This is a genomic window from Anatilimnocola aggregata (genome assembly GCF_007747655.1).
GTDB classification, from domain to species: Bacteria; Planctomycetota; Planctomycetia; order Pirellulales; family Pirellulaceae; genus Anatilimnocola; species Anatilimnocola aggregata.
The window spans coordinates 5569956-5585844 of record NZ_CP036274.1; the positions used below are offsets into that span (position 1 = coordinate 5569956).

The 15889-nt window shown below is 58.3% G+C and carries 14 protein-coding genes; 10 read left to right on the plus strand and 4 right to left on the minus strand.

Annotated elements, in window-relative coordinates; translation table 11 throughout:
* The first annotated feature begins 133 nt into the window (after nt 1-133).
* The 7 genes from ETAA8_RS20790 to ETAA8_RS34805 all read left to right on the plus strand — a co-directional run bounded on the left by ETAA8_RS20790 (nt 134) and on the right by ETAA8_RS34805 (nt 6300).
* On the plus strand, nt 134-1093 hold the full coding sequence (locus ETAA8_RS20790) for a hypothetical protein (protein ID WP_315851576.1): 960 nt from the start codon (nt 134-136) through the stop codon (nt 1091-1093).
* 13 nt (nt 1094-1106) lie between these two features.
* Complete coding sequence (locus tag ETAA8_RS20795; RefSeq protein WP_145092757.1) at nt 1107-1352, plus strand: hypothetical protein; 246 nt, start codon at nt 1107-1109, stop codon at nt 1350-1352.
* Nucleotides 1353-1459: 107 nt separating this feature from the next.
* A complete protein-coding gene (locus ETAA8_RS20800) occupies nt 1460-1666 on the plus strand; it encodes a hypothetical protein (RefSeq protein ID WP_145092760.1) in 207 nt (68 codons plus the stop codon).
* Between the two features lie 92 nt (nt 1667-1758).
* The gene (locus ETAA8_RS20805; protein WP_145092763.1) at nt 1759-2895 is read left to right on the plus strand and encodes a hypothetical protein; all 1137 of its coding nucleotides are present in this window, start codon (nt 1759-1761) and stop codon (nt 2893-2895) included.
* A 335-nt stretch (nt 2896-3230) separates the two neighbouring features.
* Nucleotides 3231-5450 (plus strand): recombinase family protein, encoded by a 2220-nt coding sequence (locus tag ETAA8_RS20810; protein WP_145092768.1) that lies wholly within the window; start codon nt 3231-3233, stop codon nt 5448-5450.
* 296 nt (nt 5451-5746) lie between these two features.
* Nucleotides 5747-6142, plus strand: coding sequence for a hypothetical protein (locus ETAA8_RS20815; protein WP_145092772.1), 396 nt, complete (start codon nt 5747-5749; stop codon nt 6140-6142).
* An 11-nt stretch (nt 6143-6153) separates the two neighbouring features.
* Nucleotides 6154-6300, plus strand: a complete 147-nt coding sequence (locus ETAA8_RS34805; RefSeq protein ID WP_202921138.1) for a hypothetical protein — start codon at nt 6154-6156, stop codon at nt 6298-6300.
* A 56-nt stretch (nt 6301-6356) separates the two neighbouring features.
* On the opposite strand, the gene ETAA8_RS20820 is transcribed toward ETAA8_RS34805, so the two are convergent.
* Nucleotides 6357-7073 carry an alkaline phosphatase family protein gene (locus tag ETAA8_RS20820; RefSeq protein ID WP_145092775.1) on the minus strand — a complete coding sequence of 239 codons (717 nt, stop codon included), beginning with the start codon at nt 7071-7073 and terminating at the stop codon, nt 6357-6359.
* A gap of 69 nt (nt 7074-7142) precedes the next feature.
* Here ETAA8_RS20820 and ETAA8_RS20825 point away from each other — a divergent pair, with 69 nt between their 5' ends.
* The 3 genes from ETAA8_RS20825 to ETAA8_RS20835 all read left to right on the plus strand — a co-directional run bounded on the left by ETAA8_RS20825 (nt 7143) and on the right by ETAA8_RS20835 (nt 12386).
* Nucleotides 7143-10304, plus strand: a complete 3162-nt coding sequence (locus tag ETAA8_RS20825) for a PSD1 and planctomycete cytochrome C domain-containing protein (protein WP_145092778.1) — start codon at nt 7143-7145, stop codon at nt 10302-10304.
* Between the two features lie 5 nt (nt 10305-10309).
* Nucleotides 10310-11779, plus strand: a complete 1470-nt coding sequence (locus ETAA8_RS20830) for a DUF1501 domain-containing protein (RefSeq protein WP_145092780.1) — start codon at nt 10310-10312, stop codon at nt 11777-11779.
* A 142-nt stretch (nt 11780-11921) separates the two neighbouring features.
* A complete protein-coding gene (locus ETAA8_RS20835; RefSeq protein ID WP_145092783.1) occupies nt 11922-12386 on the plus strand; it encodes a hypothetical protein in 465 nt (154 codons plus the stop codon).
* Here ETAA8_RS20835 and ETAA8_RS20840 read toward each other — a convergent pair.
* The 3 genes from ETAA8_RS20840 to ETAA8_RS20850 are packed head-to-tail and all read right to left on the minus strand — an operon-like array spanning nt 12347 to nt 15747.
* Nucleotides 12347-13435: a heparan-alpha-glucosaminide N-acetyltransferase domain-containing protein gene (locus ETAA8_RS20840; RefSeq protein WP_145092786.1), complete on the minus strand. Its 1089-nt coding sequence runs from the start codon at nt 13433-13435 to the stop codon at nt 12347-12349. The two genes, ETAA8_RS20835 and ETAA8_RS20840, sit on opposite strands and share 40 nt — an antisense overlap.
* 3 nt (nt 13436-13438) lie before the next feature.
* A complete protein-coding gene (locus tag ETAA8_RS20845) occupies nt 13439-14380 on the minus strand; it encodes a hypothetical protein (RefSeq protein WP_145092789.1) in 942 nt (313 codons plus the stop codon).
* The gene (locus ETAA8_RS20850) at nt 14377-15747 is read right to left on the minus strand and encodes a flavin monoamine oxidase family protein (RefSeq protein WP_145092792.1); all 1371 of its coding nucleotides are present in this window, start codon (nt 15745-15747) and stop codon (nt 14377-14379) included. The genes ETAA8_RS20845 and ETAA8_RS20850 overlap by 4 nt, the downstream gene beginning before the upstream one ends.
* Nucleotides 15748-15889: the final 142 nt, after the last annotated feature.

The following is a 15889-nucleotide window of genomic DNA, read 5'->3' on the forward strand; positions in this document are numbered from 1 at the left end:
TATTTCGAGGCCAGTGCGACAGGTGCGCACGACCTCGTCGTTTTTACTCACGTTGCCGAGGGGCCAAACGACAGTCGTTTGGCCTCTCGGCCTTTCTTGTCCTTCTCATTTTCGAAAGTTCCTTGGAGGTCCTATGACCATGTCTGTTGCTGATCGAGTTTCAACTCCTCTGACCGGTAATCTGGTAGATCCCATGGCTGACCGCTTACGAGCGGCCATGGCCGCCGCCCGTGTCTCTTTTACCTGGTTCGGATCCCGCAAGTCGCTCACAGCCGAGCAACAGTCGCAGGCTGCCGATACCTTCGACGCCGAGAAAGAGTTTCTGTCGGCGCGCAAGAAGCTGATCGATACCACCCATCCGGCCATGAAGGCGGTGACTGCCCTGCGCGGTCAGATTGTGCAGTACTGGCGCCGCGTTTCACTCCCCTTTCCGGAACCAGGTATCCGGTTGATTCGCCGCGCGGACATTGCGGCGTTCAATGTGCAGCTGACTTCGTTGAAAGGGGAATTGGGAGCGACTGTCGAACAGCTGGAAGAGAGCTATGCAGAACTCAAACGCTCGGCCCGTCAGCGGCTCGGTCGTCTCTTCAATGCCAGCGACTATCCGGTCACCTTGCGGGGCATGTTCGATGTGAACTGGGATTGGCCGTCGATTGATCCACCACAGTATCTGCAGCAACTGACTCCCGACCTGTTTCAACAGGAATGCACTCGGGTGCAGGCTCGTTTTACTGAAGCGATTCAACTGGCGGAGCAAGCTTTCTTCGAAGAGTTTTCCAAGCTGCTGGAGCATTTAACCGAACGACTCACGGGAGACGTCGATGGCAAACCCAAAGTCTTCCGCGACTCTGCAATCGAGAATCTGCGCGAGTTTTTCCAGCGATTCCAGTCGCTGAATGTCGGTTCGCACCAGCAATTGGAGGAACTGGTCTCGCAGGCGCAGCGGATCGTGCGCGGGGTCGGCCCGCAAAAGCTCCGCGACGATCGGGGTCTGCGTCAGGAAGTTGCCTCCCAACTTTCAGGTGTGCAGAGCGTGCTCGATGGCCTGATGGTCGATCGTCCTCGTCGCAATCTGGTCCGTCGGCCGCATTAGAAGGGAAGCACTGATGCAACTCGTTATTCAAGTCGACGGCTCGATTCGTGGTCTCTATGACGAGACCATTGATCTAGCCACCTTGGGACAACTGGCCATCATGCGGGGCTCGCACGTCGAGCCGACTGATGATGGCCAGTGGCTGGCTGACCTGTCCCCGGTTCACGGTCCCCAGCTGGGACCGTTTGCCGCGCGTTCACTCGCCCTCAGCGCGGAACGCGAATGGTTAGAGCGGCACTGGCTCGAACCAGGCACCTAGCCCGTCTTCTGCCCGGGGCAACGTTTGCCGCGGGACTTCGTTCTCTGTTTCCAGTCCCGCGCTACCGCTGCGCGCATGCGCTCACCCATTTCCAGGAGATTCTGCTGATGACTCAATGCGAACTCGAAACGGCTATTTCCCAAACTACCGGCGAAGACCTGCATGAAATCCGCCGCCGAGGATTTTCGATCGTGCCCGAGTTCGAAGTTGATTTCGACTCCGAACCGTCGTCCCCGCAGTTCGTCGACTGGGATGCCTTGGAGCGCGAGCGCCGGCATCCCGACTCGCTCCTCCCCAGCGGTTGGGGATTCTAGTGCGTGGTTGTTTTCTTACTCGGGCGCCACTTCGCTCCGGCGAGGTGGCCCCTTTTCTTTGTCTTGTTGTTTCTCACAAAGGAGAGTTAGCCATGTTACGTTTACACCGTTCAGCCATTTATTACGTCCGCCCGCTGCTGCGGGCGGCACTGGAACTTACGCCCCATAAGAACCAAACCCCAGTGACATTCGTTGCGACCGCTGCTGGGCTGCTCGTACGCGCTCAGAACGAGAATGTTGCGTTTGAATTAGTGGTTGAGGGAGCAGGTAGCGGTGATCCCATTTCAGTGCCCTACGTTACCTTGGCTAAGGTCGAAGGCCGGCAGCACGAACCGTTGGAATTGGCGGCAACGCTAGAAGGCAATGTGTTTCGCTGGTCCGAGGCCGGGATCCCGCAAGTGTTGTCGGCACCAGCGCTGGCAACCGATGCCTGGCCGAGTCTGCCAGCTCAGGATTGCGCGAACGACGCTGAGTTGCTGACGGCACTTCGGGAGGCGGCCAACACGACAGATACAGCGTCGTTGCGTTACTCGCTGGGCTGTATTCGTTTTCGGTGTGCCGACGGACAACTGGCCGCCACCGATGGCCGCCAGGCCATCCTGCTTACCGGGTTTCGTTTCCCGTGGAGCGGAGATGTGCTGGCGCGTCGTTGCCCAGCATTCTCCAAACTACGACTCGCCGCGACCGACGAACTGCACGTGGGACGGACGGAGGATTGGCTAGTACTCCACGCTCCACGCTGGACGCTCTGGCTGAAGATTCAGCATGAAGCGCGCTTTCCGGATGTCGATTCGCAGATTCCGGCTCGCGAGCAGGCCGATACCACGTTGTCGCTGGCCGAAGGTGACGCCACATTCATCCTGCAAAAGCTCAAGCACTTGCCAGGCGGCTCTGATCAGAACGGACCGATCACCATTGACTTGAATGGCTCTGTCGCGGTCCGCGCGCAGGATGAATCAAGTTCAGTCACGGAACTGCTACTGTCGCGCTCGGAGCGCAGCGGCGCGGAAGTCCGCTGCTGCAGCGATCGTCGCTATCTGCAACGCGCCGTGCAGCTCGGTTTTCGCGAGATCTTATTTCGTGGGGTGGCCGCGCCGCTGTTTTGCAGGGAATCGCGGCGAGCGTATGTCTGGGCGCTCCTCAGTGCTGAGCACTGCCTGAAGCACAACGAGCAGGCTACTCGAATCGCCTCGCCTCGCGCGACAACCGCAGCTAGTTCAGCGGGCTAACTCCTGAATCTGGCTCCGGCTCGTGACGCCTTTTTGGCTCGCAACGTCTGCGGATGCTAGCGAGTTTTCCTCCCTAACAAAACCAAGGAATGAATCATGCCGCATCCACCACCTGGTTCGCCGGAACAATCCAGCGAGCCACCGACCAATTCGCTGCGGGAGCGTCTCCTCGCAATCGCGACCGGAATTCCCTTACGCATCGAGAGCAATCAACAAAACCTGCTGGAACTCACGCGAGAGATCCAGGCGGCACGACGTAGGTCGCTGCTGGCGCACATCGCGGAGGTCATTGCTCGTTGCCATCTTCAATCGATAAAGAAAAGGGATCCCGAACAATGAATCAGTCTTCTTATAACCCATTGAGGGCGTACCAGATTGCCATCTATGCCCGGATGTCATCGGCAGCTCAGAATGAACGTTCGCCGGAGTCGCAGATCATCGAAATCCAGGAAAGGCTGCGGCGCGCTAGCTACCCGTGGGTTGTCGTCGGCACGTATATCGACCGAGCAATCTCGGGCCGCTACGACGAAAAGCGCCCGGAATACCAACGGATGCTCCGCGATATTCGGTCGCGCGTGATTACGGTTGATCTCGTCGTGGTCGACACCTACGATCGCTTCTCGCGTTCGCGGCGTGGCGGCGAGTACCGGGCGAAGCTCGAGCGGCAGGGCGTGCTGGTCGTGACCGCCAACAATAACTTCGCCGACCCCACAACCGTCGCCGGTCAAGTCATGACGGCCTTAGACGAGGCTCGTTCGCGCGAAGAAGGCCGCGTGAAGGGGCATCAGGTGCGGCGCGGTAAAGCCGACGCCATTCGCCAGAAGCAGTGGGCCGGTGGTCCGGTCCCCCTGGGGATGCGGCTGCGGCCGGTCATGAAAAACGTCGCCGGGGTAGAAACCGTAGCGCACAACGTGCTCGAACCTGATCCGCGAACGCAGTGGGTCGTCGAGGAGATGTTTCGCCTTGCCGATGAACATGGCTTCGGTGCGACACGCGTGGCCGTCACGCTGAATGCCGACTCGCGCGTTACCGATCTGGTCGGCAAACTGTCGGGGGCGACCGTTGCAGAGATCCTGAAGCGGCGGATTTATGTGGGCGAGTTCATCTGGAACAAGCAGACGGGCGACATCGTCCAGGATGTGCGGGTGCTGCACGACGTCCCCGAATGCGACTGGCTGCGTGTGCCCGAGTATTGTGCTGCCATCGTCGACAAAGATCGCTGGGAGCGGGTCAACGACCTGCGCAAGGCACGGAATCGTCGCAGGGTCGCTGCGGAGACCAGCAATTCTGGGATTGCGGGGCTGTGTGCTCCTGGCATTGCCCTCCGCTATCCGTTGTCAGGCTTGGTGCTCTGCGCCGAGTGTGGCCGCGCGATGACCGCTTCCTCCGGGATCCCCTACGTCGACAAGAACGGGAACAAACGGCGGTACGTCTATTACGGCTGCGCAGGGTACAAGCAGGGGAAAATCTGCGTGAATGATCGCTTCGTTCCGGAACAGTGGTTGCGCGAAGAAGCCTATGGCATCATTCGCGCGGGGTTGGGCTTGGCGGATTGCAGCACCGATTCTCCGGCGGTGCAGGAATTGGTGCAGCTCACCCAAGCGGCGTTCGCGCGGCAGCGGGCCGACCAGCCCAATCGGCTTCCGAGCCTCCAAGCAGCGCAGAAGGCTGTGGAGGAACAGTCGCAGGGTTGGGTGATGTCGCTCGGTAATCGCGATCTGTCGGCGGCCGTCCGCGACATGCTCGGAAAGCAGCTAAACGAAGCGCAAACGCAACTGAGTCGGTTGACCGCGGAAATCGATTCGCTGGCAGCCAGCGAGCGGATCGAAGCGGAGGTGTTGAATGCAGAAGTGATCGTGGATCGGCTGCAGCATCTCGCCGAGGCGATGCTGAGCGCGAATCCTTCGGCGACAAGTCTCGTGCTCGCGCAGCACATCGAGGGCATCCATTGCTTCCGGGATGGCCGGTGCGAAATCAAACTTTGCAAGCTCGGCGCCCTCGCGGGCGATCTGGACTTCATTCCATTGGAATGGACTGAGTCGGAATCGCAGAGAACGGCTGCCGATGGAAGTGCAAGCTTCGACCCTCGCCGCCGGACCAAGCGTGATGCTCGTGCGGTCATTCACGACGACGAGGTGCTCGATGCGGCCAACGCGTTCGCGGTGGACCCTCATCGGTTTGCCGGGTTGGGGCAGGAGTTGTTCGTGTCGCATGTGTTGACGATCCCCGCTCCCACGTCCTGGGCTCGGCGGAATGCGTCAGCGGTTGCCGCGCATCGGCAAGAGCATTACGCTTCAATGGCCGAGTTGGCCACCCACTTCAATGTGAGTATCCCCACAATTCGTCAAGCGCTGCGTGAAGCGGAGAAAACCGAGGGAGGCACTCTAACTGGCAAGCTGCCGGCAAGGCCCAATAAGCGCAACTGGGCTCGGCTTAACGCCGCACTGGTCGCTGAGTTCATGCAGTTGGAGGGCTCGACGGTCAAAACCGCGGCAGCGCACTTCAGCAAGTCCGAACCGACGATTCTGAAGGCCCTGCGGTACGCGAACGGCTAAGCAATCATCAGTTGCAGGAGATTCGCAAAGCCGGCCGCCTGCGGGCGGCCGGCTTCCTTCTTTTTAGCTATTGAGATCCGCAGCTGAGTCAACAGCGAGGAAACAAATGTCTCACGAGCCGTTCCCGAGCGTGGAAAATCCGAGAGGCCTCGGAAGTAGCCAGCCTGCCTAATGGGAGAGTCACGGACAAGCTCTAGTCATTCGCCGATCTGGACAACGAAGGGATCGAGTGCGGTTTACTAGCTACGGCTCCATGACTCTGGCAGGGCTCTTTCGTTCGCGTGTAGAATAGAACGATGACGCCAATCTTGCGGTTCAAACTCTCGAAGCTTCTGGCGGTCACAACTTTTATGCCAGTGATCATCGCGGCAGCGTTCTACCTTGGCGGGTGCAATCAGGTAGTGCACAGCGGCCAGAGCGATCAATTGATTCGTCGCAGACTGCTAACTGGAACTCCGCGGGGAACCAGTGCAAAAGATGTGTTGGCGTTTATCGCGAAGAATTTCAACGATGGGGCTGGATCGCAAGTACTTCCTTCATTGGCACCCAATGAGCAAAGAACCATTGAAGCCGTCGTGGCGCGCGGATCGGCGGGCTACATGCTCGCTGAACTTGTGACAGCCACTTGGCATTTCGACGATCAAGATCGTGTTACGTATATCCTGATTTCCAGGAGCCATTACGGTCCTTAGAACTGCCAGCGATGACCACTCGCGTTCCCCTTGTCTTCGCCAGCGTCTTGCTGCTGCTGCCTTTGCCGTACCCCGGAAGCTATTTGGCCCTGGTCATCTTCTATCCGCTGGAAGAATTCGACCGAAGATTGAGACCACAGGTGTGGACCAGCGAATGACCTAGCCATGCGGCCAGTCATTGATAGGTTGCGGAGCCGAAGCCGTCGAAGGATGGCTAACGGCCAGGCAGCAAAACTTGTTTCAGAACGGCTCCCGCATGCGGCACGGCCGCCTGGTAGTTTTCGCCGAGGAGGGCGGCGAGGGTGGCTGCGATTTGACTCTGGGTCACGCGTTCGCAGTTTGTTCGTTCGCCCAGAGCAGCTGTATCCGGTCCCAGAAATGCCATCCACATGTCTTCGGCCCCTTCGATCTTTTGGCCATGATTTTTCCAATCGATTAGTCCCGAGCCGCGACCGTGATCGGTCGAGATGATGAACGTGGTCTTGCCTCGATACTGTTCCAGTGACTGCATCGTCTCCCAAAGTCGCTGGATGTACTGATCGACGGCATGGGCCGACGTTAATAAGCTGTCGTAGCGGCCGGCATGCCCCCAGGCATCCGTTTCGAGAAAGCCAATGAACATCACGCGTGGCTGATGTCGCAACAGATGCTCGCGCGCTGCCTGATAGAGAAACGAATCGATGACTTCCGCCGAATTGGGTCGAGTGGTATCTGCGATCAATTCGTCGAGCAGTTGCTGCTTGGGGTTCGGCTCTGGCTCTGGCAGGGACTCCCAGCCTCCCATGACCGGAAAGCCGCATCGTTCGCAGTTAATGATGTAGGGAGTGAAATGCCAAGCGCTAAAGGCGGCAACCTTGCCAGCAAAGGCGGGCTTGCGATGAAGCCAAACAGACTGCCCATCAGGCGATAGCCACGCTAATAATGCACCCATTTCTTGAGCAGATGCTACAATAGATGCTTCCCCTGATCGCTTCGAATTTTCCGCCTGATGAGGCATAGGATGCAATCTCTCCGTTACGGTTCTGTCGTTGCTATGATCCTCGCGATTGCTGCTGCGACTTGGGCCGACGAGCCTAGAATTAAATTCAACCGGGATATCCGGCCGATCCTGTCGGATACTTGTTTTACGTGCCATGGTCCCGACAGCGGCAAAGTCGAAGCGGGATTGAGGCTGGATTTATTCGCGTCAGCGACTGCGAAACTTGATTCGGGCGAGACCGCAATCGTTCCCGGCAAGCCGGACGCCAGCGAACTGATTCGGCGCATCGTTTCGACGGACGCCGATCTGCACATGCCGCCGGCGAAGTCCGGAAAAGTTCTCACGCCGGCCCAGATCGCAACGCTGAAGCAATGGGTCGCCGAAGGTGCCAAATACGAAGGGCACTGGGCGTTCATCGCACCCGTGCGCCCCGAAGTTCCCGCTACTGCACCAACAATCACCAATCTCATCGACAAGTTCATCCGCGCCCGCCTGGCAACTTCGGGAATGCATCCCGCGCCGCAGGCTGACAAGGCCACGCTCCTGCGCCGTGCAACACTCGATCTCACCGGCTTGCCGCCGACGATCGCGGAGATGGATGCGTTTCTCGCGGACAATTCGCCACAGGCTTATGAAAGAGTCGTCGACCGCCTGTTGATGTCACCCGCCTATGGCGAACGAATGGCCCTGCCCTGGCTCGACTACGCTCGCTATGCCGACAGCAACGGCTTTCAAAGCGACGGCAGCCGCGACATCTGGGGCTGGCGTGACTGGGTGATCAACGCCTTCAATCGCAATCAGCCCTTCGATCAATTCACGATCGAACAACTGGCTGGCGACATGTTGCCGAATGCGACCAGCGAACAAATCATCGCGACGGGTTTCAACCGCAACCACCGCTTGAATGGCGAAGGAGGCCGCATCGTCGAAGAGTGGTTTGTCGAAACCGTGATCGATCGTGTCGAGACGACTGGCCTCACCTGGCTCGGCCTCACCGTCAATTGCTGCCGCTGCCACGATCACAAGTACGATCCAATCTCGCAAAAGGAGTTTTTTCAGCTCTTCGCGTATTTCAATTCGGTGGACGAATCAGGCGTTCTCTCGCCGGCGGGAAAGAACGGAGAGAACACGCCGCCGCTGTTCACGATGAAAACGCCAGCCGACGATGCGAAGTTGGCAGAGTTAGCAGCCATCACGCTCGAGAAGGAAGACTCGCTCGCGGCTGCGAAAAAGGATCTCACCAGTTTGCAGGCAGCGTGGGAGACCAAGCTGCGTGAATCGCTCACCAATGCACCGCTGACCTGGCAAGTGATGGCGAAAGTCGAAGTAAAGTCGCTCGCCGGCGGAGCAACGTTCCAGCAACTCGACGACAGCAGTTGGCTGCCGGGCGGGAAGAATCCTGCGAATGACGTGTATGAGTTTAAGGCCGCCGTTGCCAAGGGCTCGACACTGAGTGGCATTCTGGTCGAAACGATCCCGGATGCTTCGATGCCCAATCAAAGCCTCGGGCGGGCCTCGAATGGCAACTACGTTTTAACAGGCGTCGCGGCGGAGATTGTGCCTGCAACCGGAGCCGCGCAATCTGTGGAATTCGCCCGCATTGCTGCGGATTACGAACAACCCAATTGGCCGGCGGCGGCGATCTTGAACAATCGCGACAAAAGCGGCAAAGGCGATCTGACCGGCTGGGCCGTCAACGGCAACGATCCCGACAAGCGACTCACGCGGAAGTTGCTCCTAGTAGCTAAGGAGCCGCTGAAGATCGCCGAAGACGCCACGCTGAAGATTGTCTTCCGCCATGAGTCGATGCATGCGCAACACAACATCGGCCGCTTCCGCGTGTCGACTTCGAGCGCGCCGACGGAAACACTCGGACTGGAAGGGAATGCGATTCCGCAGGGAGTGCATGATGCACTGCTCGTCGACACCCGCAAGCGAACCGCCGCTCAGAAGAAGCTGATCGAAAAATACTTCCTCGACAACTCTTCTGGCGGATTAAAGGCAGCGCAAGATGCCGTCGCCAAAGCGAAGCTTGCAGAAAAGAATTATCGTGAAGATCTGCCGACCACGATGGTGATGAAAGAAATCGCGCCGCGGCAAGCCTTCTTGTTGAAACGCGGCGAATACGACCAGCCCGGCGAAAAGGTTTCGCGCGGATTGCCTGCATTTCTGCCACCACTCCCCGCCGGCGTTGCGAACGATCGTCTGGGCTTTGCCAAGTGGATCGTGCACGACTCGAATCCACTCACTGCTCGCGTGTGGGTGAATCGCCAATGGGAAAAGTTCTTCGGCACCGGGCTCGTCAAAACCGCCGAGAATTTCGGTTCGCAAGCGGAGTTCCCCAGCCATCCCGATTTGCTCGACTGGCTCGCCTGCGAATTCATGCAACCGACAGTCAGCCCAGCCGTGAACGGCGTGCCTGCTCAGCGGTGGGATATGAAAGCGCTGCAGAAGCTGATCGTGATGAGTGAAACCTATCAGCAGTCGTCGCATGTCACCGCGGCCACGATCGCCCGTGACCCCGACAATCGCCTGTTGTCGCATGGCCCGCGCTTTCGCTTGACAGGCGAGTTGATCCGCGATCAGGCGCTGGCGGTGAGCGGCTTGCTGGTCGACAAGATTGGCGGCCCCAGTGTGCGGCCCTACATGCCGCCAAACGTGTGGGACGAAACCAGCAAGTACGGCAACCTCCGCGGTTACAAGAATGACAAAGGCGAAGGACTCTACCGTCGCACGATGTACACGATTTGGAAGCGAACGGCCGCCCCACCGACGATGCTCCTCTTCGACGCGCCCAATCGTGAGATTTGCACGATCAAGCGCTCGAAGACCAATACGCCGCTGCAGGCCTTGTCGCTCCTTAACGAAGTCACCTTCGTCGAAGCGGCTCGCAAACTGGGCGAGCGAATGCTGAAGGAAGGTGGCGCTTCGCCGGAACAGCGGATCGAGTATGGCTTTCGGCTGGCAGTAGGTCGCCGCCCCACTGCGACGGAGTTGAAAGTGCTGGCCGATGGCCTCACGGAAGATCTGAAGCGGTTTACTGCAGATGAAGCGGCCGCTAAGAAACTGGCCAACGTCGGCGAAGCGAAGGCCAATGCGGCGCTGCCGCCCGCGGAACTGGCCGCATATGCGCTGACGGCGAATGTCCTGCTGAATCTCGATGAGTTTGTGACGAAGGAATAGAGAACATGACCAATCCATTTAATAATCCTCAATTCGCCGACTCACTCAATCGCCGCATCTTCTTGCAGGGGAGCACGGCGGTCGGCTTGTCAGCACTTACTGGCTTACTGCAGCCATCGGCCGCCGCTGCGCCGAGCGCTGCAGCCACTCCGCATCCAGCGCTCGCTGGTCTGCCGCACTTTGCACCCAAGGCAAAACGGATCATTTACCTGTTCCAGTCCGGCGCGCCGTCGCAGATGGATCTCTTCGATCCTAAGCCGGAAATGGAGAAGCATCGCGGCGAAGATTTGCCCGCGTCGATCCGGAAGGGGCAGCGCTTGACGACGATGACGTCCGGACAAAAGACGTTTCCCGTCGCCCCTTCGATGTTCAAGTTCGCCCAGCATGGCAACGGCGGCATGTGGTTCAGCGAACTCACGCCCGCGATGGCCAAGCTGGCCGACAAGTTCTGCATGATTCGCTCGATGTACACCGAGGCGATCAACCACGACCCGGCCATCACGTTCTGCCAGACCGGACATCAACTGGCTGGCCGACCGAGCATCGGCTCTTGGGTCACTTATGGCCTGGGCAGTGTCTGCGAGAATCTGCCAGCCTACGTCGTGCTAACTTCGTTCGGCAGCGGCCGGCCCGATGATCAACCTCTCTACGATCGTTTGTGGGGTTCGGGCTTTTTGCCGTCGCAACATCAGGGCGTGAAGTTTCGCAATTCGGGCGATGCTGTGCTGTATCTTTCGAACCCGCCCGGCGTCACTGCCGAGGCCCGCCGCGGCACGCTCGATCGCCTGGCCGCGCTCAACGGCCAACATGGCGCAGTGGTCGGCGATCCGGAAATCCAAACCCGCATCGCGCAATACGAAATGGCCTTTCGCATGCAGACCAGCGTGCCGGATCTGCTCAACATTTCGAAAGAGTCGCAGGAAACACTCGATCTTTACGGGAAGGACGTGAAGCGTCCCGGCAGTTATGCGGCCAATTGTCTGCTCGCGCGTCGGCTCGCCGAGCGCGACGTCCGTTGCGTGCAGTTGTTCCACATGGGTTGGGATCATCACGGCAGCTTGCCGGCCGCGATCAAGGGCCAATGCAAGGACACCGACCAGGCGACGGCCGCCCTCATCACTGATCTCGAACAGCGCGGACTGCTGGACGAGACGCTCATCGTGTGGGGCGGCGAATTTGGCCGCACCATCTACTCGCAAGGCGGATTAACAGCGACAAACTACGGCCGCGACCATCACCCGCGCTGCTTCACGGTGCTGCTCGCCGGCGCCGGCATCAAAGGTGGCCTCACCTACGGCGCGACCGACGACTATTGTTACAACATCACCGAGAGCCCTGTCCACGTGCATGATCTTAACGCCACACTCCTGCACCTGTTGGGCGTTGATCACGAACGGCTTACATTCAAGTATCAGGGCCGTGACTTCCGACTGACGGACATTCACGGGCACGTTGTGAAGGGCGTTTTAAGTTAGTGGGTTACGGCGATTCAGCTCGGGGTCCATAAGGACCGGGCGTGTAAGTGCTGCAGAAGAAGCAGGTTACGAATCATAAGGCACTTCCGTATTCCGGCGTGTACATGGTCATGTACCCGGTGGAAGACGGAACTGCTTCACAATGAACTTTCGAGAACTAAATCAAGCACCTGTTGACCGCCGGGTCGTCGGTTCGAGTGCTACGGAAGGGAAGCCGAAGTCCGAACCGACACCCGAGCAAAGCCACCTTTGCAACACCCGCCCGATCTGGACGCCGTTGGGCTGGGGCGTCGACCGCAAGCGGCTGGTATGGCTAATCACCAACTCGTGTACCCGCAACCCGAAGTGCTTCACCTGTAACTTCCGCTCGCAGTATCAGCGAACGCGGAAGGAACTGTTTCCAGTCCTCAGCCGCATCCAAAATATCGGCTACGTGCTCGGCGAGAATAGCCGAACTGCAGAGTGGTATCGCGCGAATCATCGGACGCCGTGGGTGGCTGGTCCGTACCCGAAGTCGTCGTTTGAACTTGCGCAGAACTTGCTGCCAAAATGCGAGACCCAGTCTGTTCAATCACAGAGCCAACGCATCCACGATTCAATGCCGTAGGTTCGATCAGGGCCAAGTCGTCGCAGGATGCCATAGCAGCCGGCGAGAAACACGAGGGCCAGCAGGAGCGACGTCGTGATCGGCATCGCCTTCATCCAAAAATAGGTCGGCTCGAAGCCATTGGCCCAGCCGTAGATCCAGAGGGGCCACAAGTGAACCACATGATGCAAGATGTAGATGGTGAATGAATAACGACTGAACGTTTTGGCGATGTTAAGCAAGCCATTCCATCGCAAGGCCCGTGGGTTGTGATCGATCAAGCGGTGCGCGAGTCCCAGCAGCATCAGGGTCATCCCCAAGGTTCCGAGCACGTATCCAATCGTGGGTGGAAACATGGTCCAGCCCCCCAAGTAGTTGTTGGCGAGCACCGCCGGCAAGTACGGCCGTGACAGACGCGCGAGCAGCGATGTCGCGATCAACGCGGCCCCTAACAGAACCAGCGGCCAAAGCGAGGGGAGCGGTTCGTCGTTGTCGGTCTCGGCGAACAGCGTGGCGGCGGCGACATATCCGCCCAGCGAAAATGCGATCCAAGGGAAGATGGGAAAGTAGCCGGTACACAAAAAGCCGATCAGCACATCGGACAATGTGAGGTCGCATTCGAAGTAACCGTTTTCCCAATAGGCGGCATAATCGGCTTGCCCGCGAAAGATGGGACTCACCAGCAGTGCCATCGCTGCGGCCAGCACTACGATCGGCAGCGGCAGGCGGCGAAAACCATTGAGCAGTATCAGAGCGGTACCCACAAACGTGAGAACATCCCAGTTGAAGGTATCTTCGGGCAGCCACACGAGAATGTTGAACGCGAAGCCGATACCGATCACAAACAGGCCACGGCGGATGGAGACCTTGGAGATATCTTCTTCACTCGTGCCGCGGGCTGTCTGCCCTTGCACCCAAAGGTAATAACTAACGCCACTGAGGAATGCGAACAGCGGTGCCCCAAAACCGGTGAATGGCGACGTGAAGCCGGACAGGTTCTCGCCGAAGTGTACCAGCACCATCACAAAGATGGCGAAGGTACGAAGGATATCTATCGAAGGAAATCGCATTGCTTACGATACCACGTGCGTCGTAGTGGGGATCGTGGGTTGAGCGCTGGCAGGCTCGATGCTGGTCAGTACTTCGAAACCCGACAGCAGCAACTGCGCTACCAATAGCACAATAATCGCCCACTCCAGCATGTGACCTGTGCGGGCGAGTTTGAAGTCACTCGCCCGTTGGCCGCACATTTCGTAAACGCGTTCAAAGACCTCGAGTTGCTCCCCCAGGAACTCATGGCGATGCATCATCCGAGTACGCTCGCGGAACCGCTCGCCGATCTGGCTGGCCAGCGTGGGTGGATGCAGATGTGGTGTATGCACAAACGGCCCCAAGCGTGCCAGTCGGGCACGCGATAACAACACTTGCTGAAAGCGTCGTTGCAGTGTTTGGTGTTTGCCGAGCGATTGCTCTTTGAACTCAAAGGCCAACGGCATGTCCGCTTCCATTGCAGGCCACGCTTCGCCTAAACTCCGTTCGATCTCGTTTAGTTCGGATTCGTAAAAGTAGACCTCAATCACCGCCCGCTTCACAGACTCTAGACGTTCGGCAGGGGCCAGGATGGCACAGCGCTGAGGGGTCCAGCAGATTTGCGTTCCCTGAAACGTCATCCATTGCGCGACAGCGGCGCAGGAACTTTCTGCTGCCTCGACCCAGTGCTGCATCTGCCCCTTGCATTCGCCATCGCTCCCGTGGTTTGCAGCTCTGGACGAACTGGGAACCGCCAACAATGTGACGGCCGGTTTCTCGTCTTCGGCAGAGTTGGAATCATTCGCCAGAACCACGGCCCGCTGGTGAATGGGAGGTGGGAAGGTCAACAACACTTCCTGGCCTGGCGCAGGCTTGGCAACGAAGGCGATCCGTTGCAGCGCCGCTCCCTCCGGTAACGTAGCAAAACCGTTCGTAGAAAGTGTGGAATGGTTTGGTTGGTAACGCGTTTCGCTAGTCAGAATCATGTGTCACTTTCGGAATAAATCGTCAACCGTGCTGCCAACCACGATGCTACATACTGCGCAGACTCGAGCACGCCATTCAAAGTTGAATCAAACAAATAATCCCCCACCACAAACAAATTGGGATGGTCCTCGGGTTCGGGTTGATGTCGGCGATCAAGAGTCCGAGCTTGTAAGCCGCCAGGAATGGCATTGACCGCGCCGGTCCATCGATGCACTCGCCCTTCCAACATGGTGTGCCGACCAGGCTCCAGGAAGAAAGGGAGGGAATCGAGCGCTTGTGCCAGCAATTCCTCGTCGTCGCGGTCGCTCATTTCTTCAGCCGCTTGACCGGCCAACAGCCACCCCAGCACGCCGTGGGTGATGTTGGGGTCACGCGAAGACTCGTCGTACAAACAACATCCCCCAAATTTGTCGAGCATCCAGTAGGAGTCGGTGCAGGAAGTGCGCCAGAACGGTTGCTCGAACAAAATGGTGATTCGCAGATAATGCGTGGGATAATCATAGTGCGCATGATGCGAACGCAGGGCTGCTGCCAGCGTCTCGCCACGATAAGCAACCGTGTTGAAGCGGTTGTGAGGGAGCGCGAGTACGACGTAATCGAAATCGTCTTCACTTGGCACGCCTTGGTGATTGGACGCGATGCGAAGCTGCCGTCCGACTTTCTCTACCGATTGAACCGGTGATTGCAGCCGGACGTGGGCGTCGATTCGGGCCGCCACTTCCTGGACCAACCGCTCGTTCCCTCCTTCGATGCCATACAGGTGCATGTAGGCCGGATCGTTCATCAAGTAATTCTGCAGGCCATAGCCGATACTGGTCTGCGCCGGCTCGGTCGCTAGATCGCTATGGATCATGTTTTCGATGTAGCCCCGAGCAGTTGGTTCAGCGACGGTTGTCAGCAGGTCATCGAAGCGTTTCTCCTCGACAAGCTCCGTCGTTCCCTCGGGGTTGTCGGAATGATAGAACTCTTGCGGCGTCATACGGTCTTTCGCACGCCGATCGAACTGTACAAGCGACTGATAGGCTGACGAGCCCAGTTGCTCCCGAATGTCATCCCAGTTCTCCAGAATCTGGCCATTCATCACGACAGATGGGCCACCCATAGGGCGAATGGGGAGCCCCAATTCCATGATCAGTTCTTTCAGCGGATCGTCATCAAACTGGGAATAGTCGTAGAATTCCGCAGCTCCTGCTTCATAGCGAATGGGAAAAGTCGCAAACTGCGGCGTTAAGATTTTTCCTCCCAAGCGCGGACTCGCTTCGAAGAGGGTCACCTCCAATGGACAGTTCGCTAACTTTTGCAGCATGTAGGCAGTCATCAGGCCGCCCGGCCCACCGCCCACAATACCGATTCTTGGAATGTACATTTGCGACTCTTTCGGAAACAACTGCGAGCATGCGCAGTGGAACGGCGTGCTAGTTTCTTGTCTGGTTAAACGAAGTCTGTTATTCATCGGAGAGTGCCAGCCGCATCTGCTCAAAACCGCGGATGCGTTGCAACGCTGGGCG

Bases quoted from the DNA above. Each gene is read 5' to 3' on its own strand.
- ETAA8_RS20790 (WP_315851576.1), top strand. From the start codon at position 134: ATGACCATGTCTGTTGCTGATCGAGTTTCAACTCCTCTGACCGGTAAT.
- ETAA8_RS20795 (WP_145092757.1), top strand. From the start codon at position 1,107: ATGCAACTCGTTATTCAAGTCGACGGCTCGATTCGTGGTCTCTATGAC.
- ETAA8_RS20800 (WP_145092760.1), top strand. From the start codon at position 1,460: ATGACTCAATGCGAACTCGAAACGGCTATTTCCCAAACTACCGGCGAA.
- ETAA8_RS20805 (WP_145092763.1), top strand. From the start codon at position 1,759: ATGTTACGTTTACACCGTTCAGCCATTTATTACGTCCGCCCGCTGCTG.
- ETAA8_RS20810 (WP_145092768.1), top strand. From the start codon at position 3,231: ATGAATCAGTCTTCTTATAACCCATTGAGGGCGTACCAGATTGCCATC.
- ETAA8_RS20815 (WP_145092772.1), top strand. From the start codon at position 5,747: ATGACGCCAATCTTGCGGTTCAAACTCTCGAAGCTTCTGGCGGTCACA.
- ETAA8_RS34805 (WP_202921138.1), top strand. From the start codon at position 6,154: ATGACCACTCGCGTTCCCCTTGTCTTCGCCAGCGTCTTGCTGCTGCTG.
- ETAA8_RS20820 (WP_145092775.1), bottom strand. From the start codon at position 7,073: ATGGGTGCATTATTAGCGTGGCTATCGCCTGATGGGCAGTCTGTTTGG.
- ETAA8_RS20825 (WP_145092778.1), top strand. From the start codon at position 7,143: ATGCAATCTCTCCGTTACGGTTCTGTCGTTGCTATGATCCTCGCGATT.
- ETAA8_RS20830 (WP_145092780.1), top strand. From the start codon at position 10,310: ATGACCAATCCATTTAATAATCCTCAATTCGCCGACTCACTCAATCGC.
- ETAA8_RS20835 (WP_145092783.1), top strand. From the start codon at position 11,922: ATGAACTTTCGAGAACTAAATCAAGCACCTGTTGACCGCCGGGTCGTC.
- ETAA8_RS20840 (WP_145092786.1), bottom strand. From the start codon at position 13,435: ATGCGATTTCCTTCGATAGATATCCTTCGTACCTTCGCCATCTTTGTG.
- ETAA8_RS20845 (WP_145092789.1), bottom strand. From the start codon at position 14,380: ATGATTCTGACTAGCGAAACGCGTTACCAACCAAACCATTCCACACTT.
- ETAA8_RS20850 (WP_145092792.1), bottom strand. From the start codon at position 15,747: ATGTACATTCCAAGAATCGGTATTGTGGGCGGTGGGCCGGGCGGCCTG.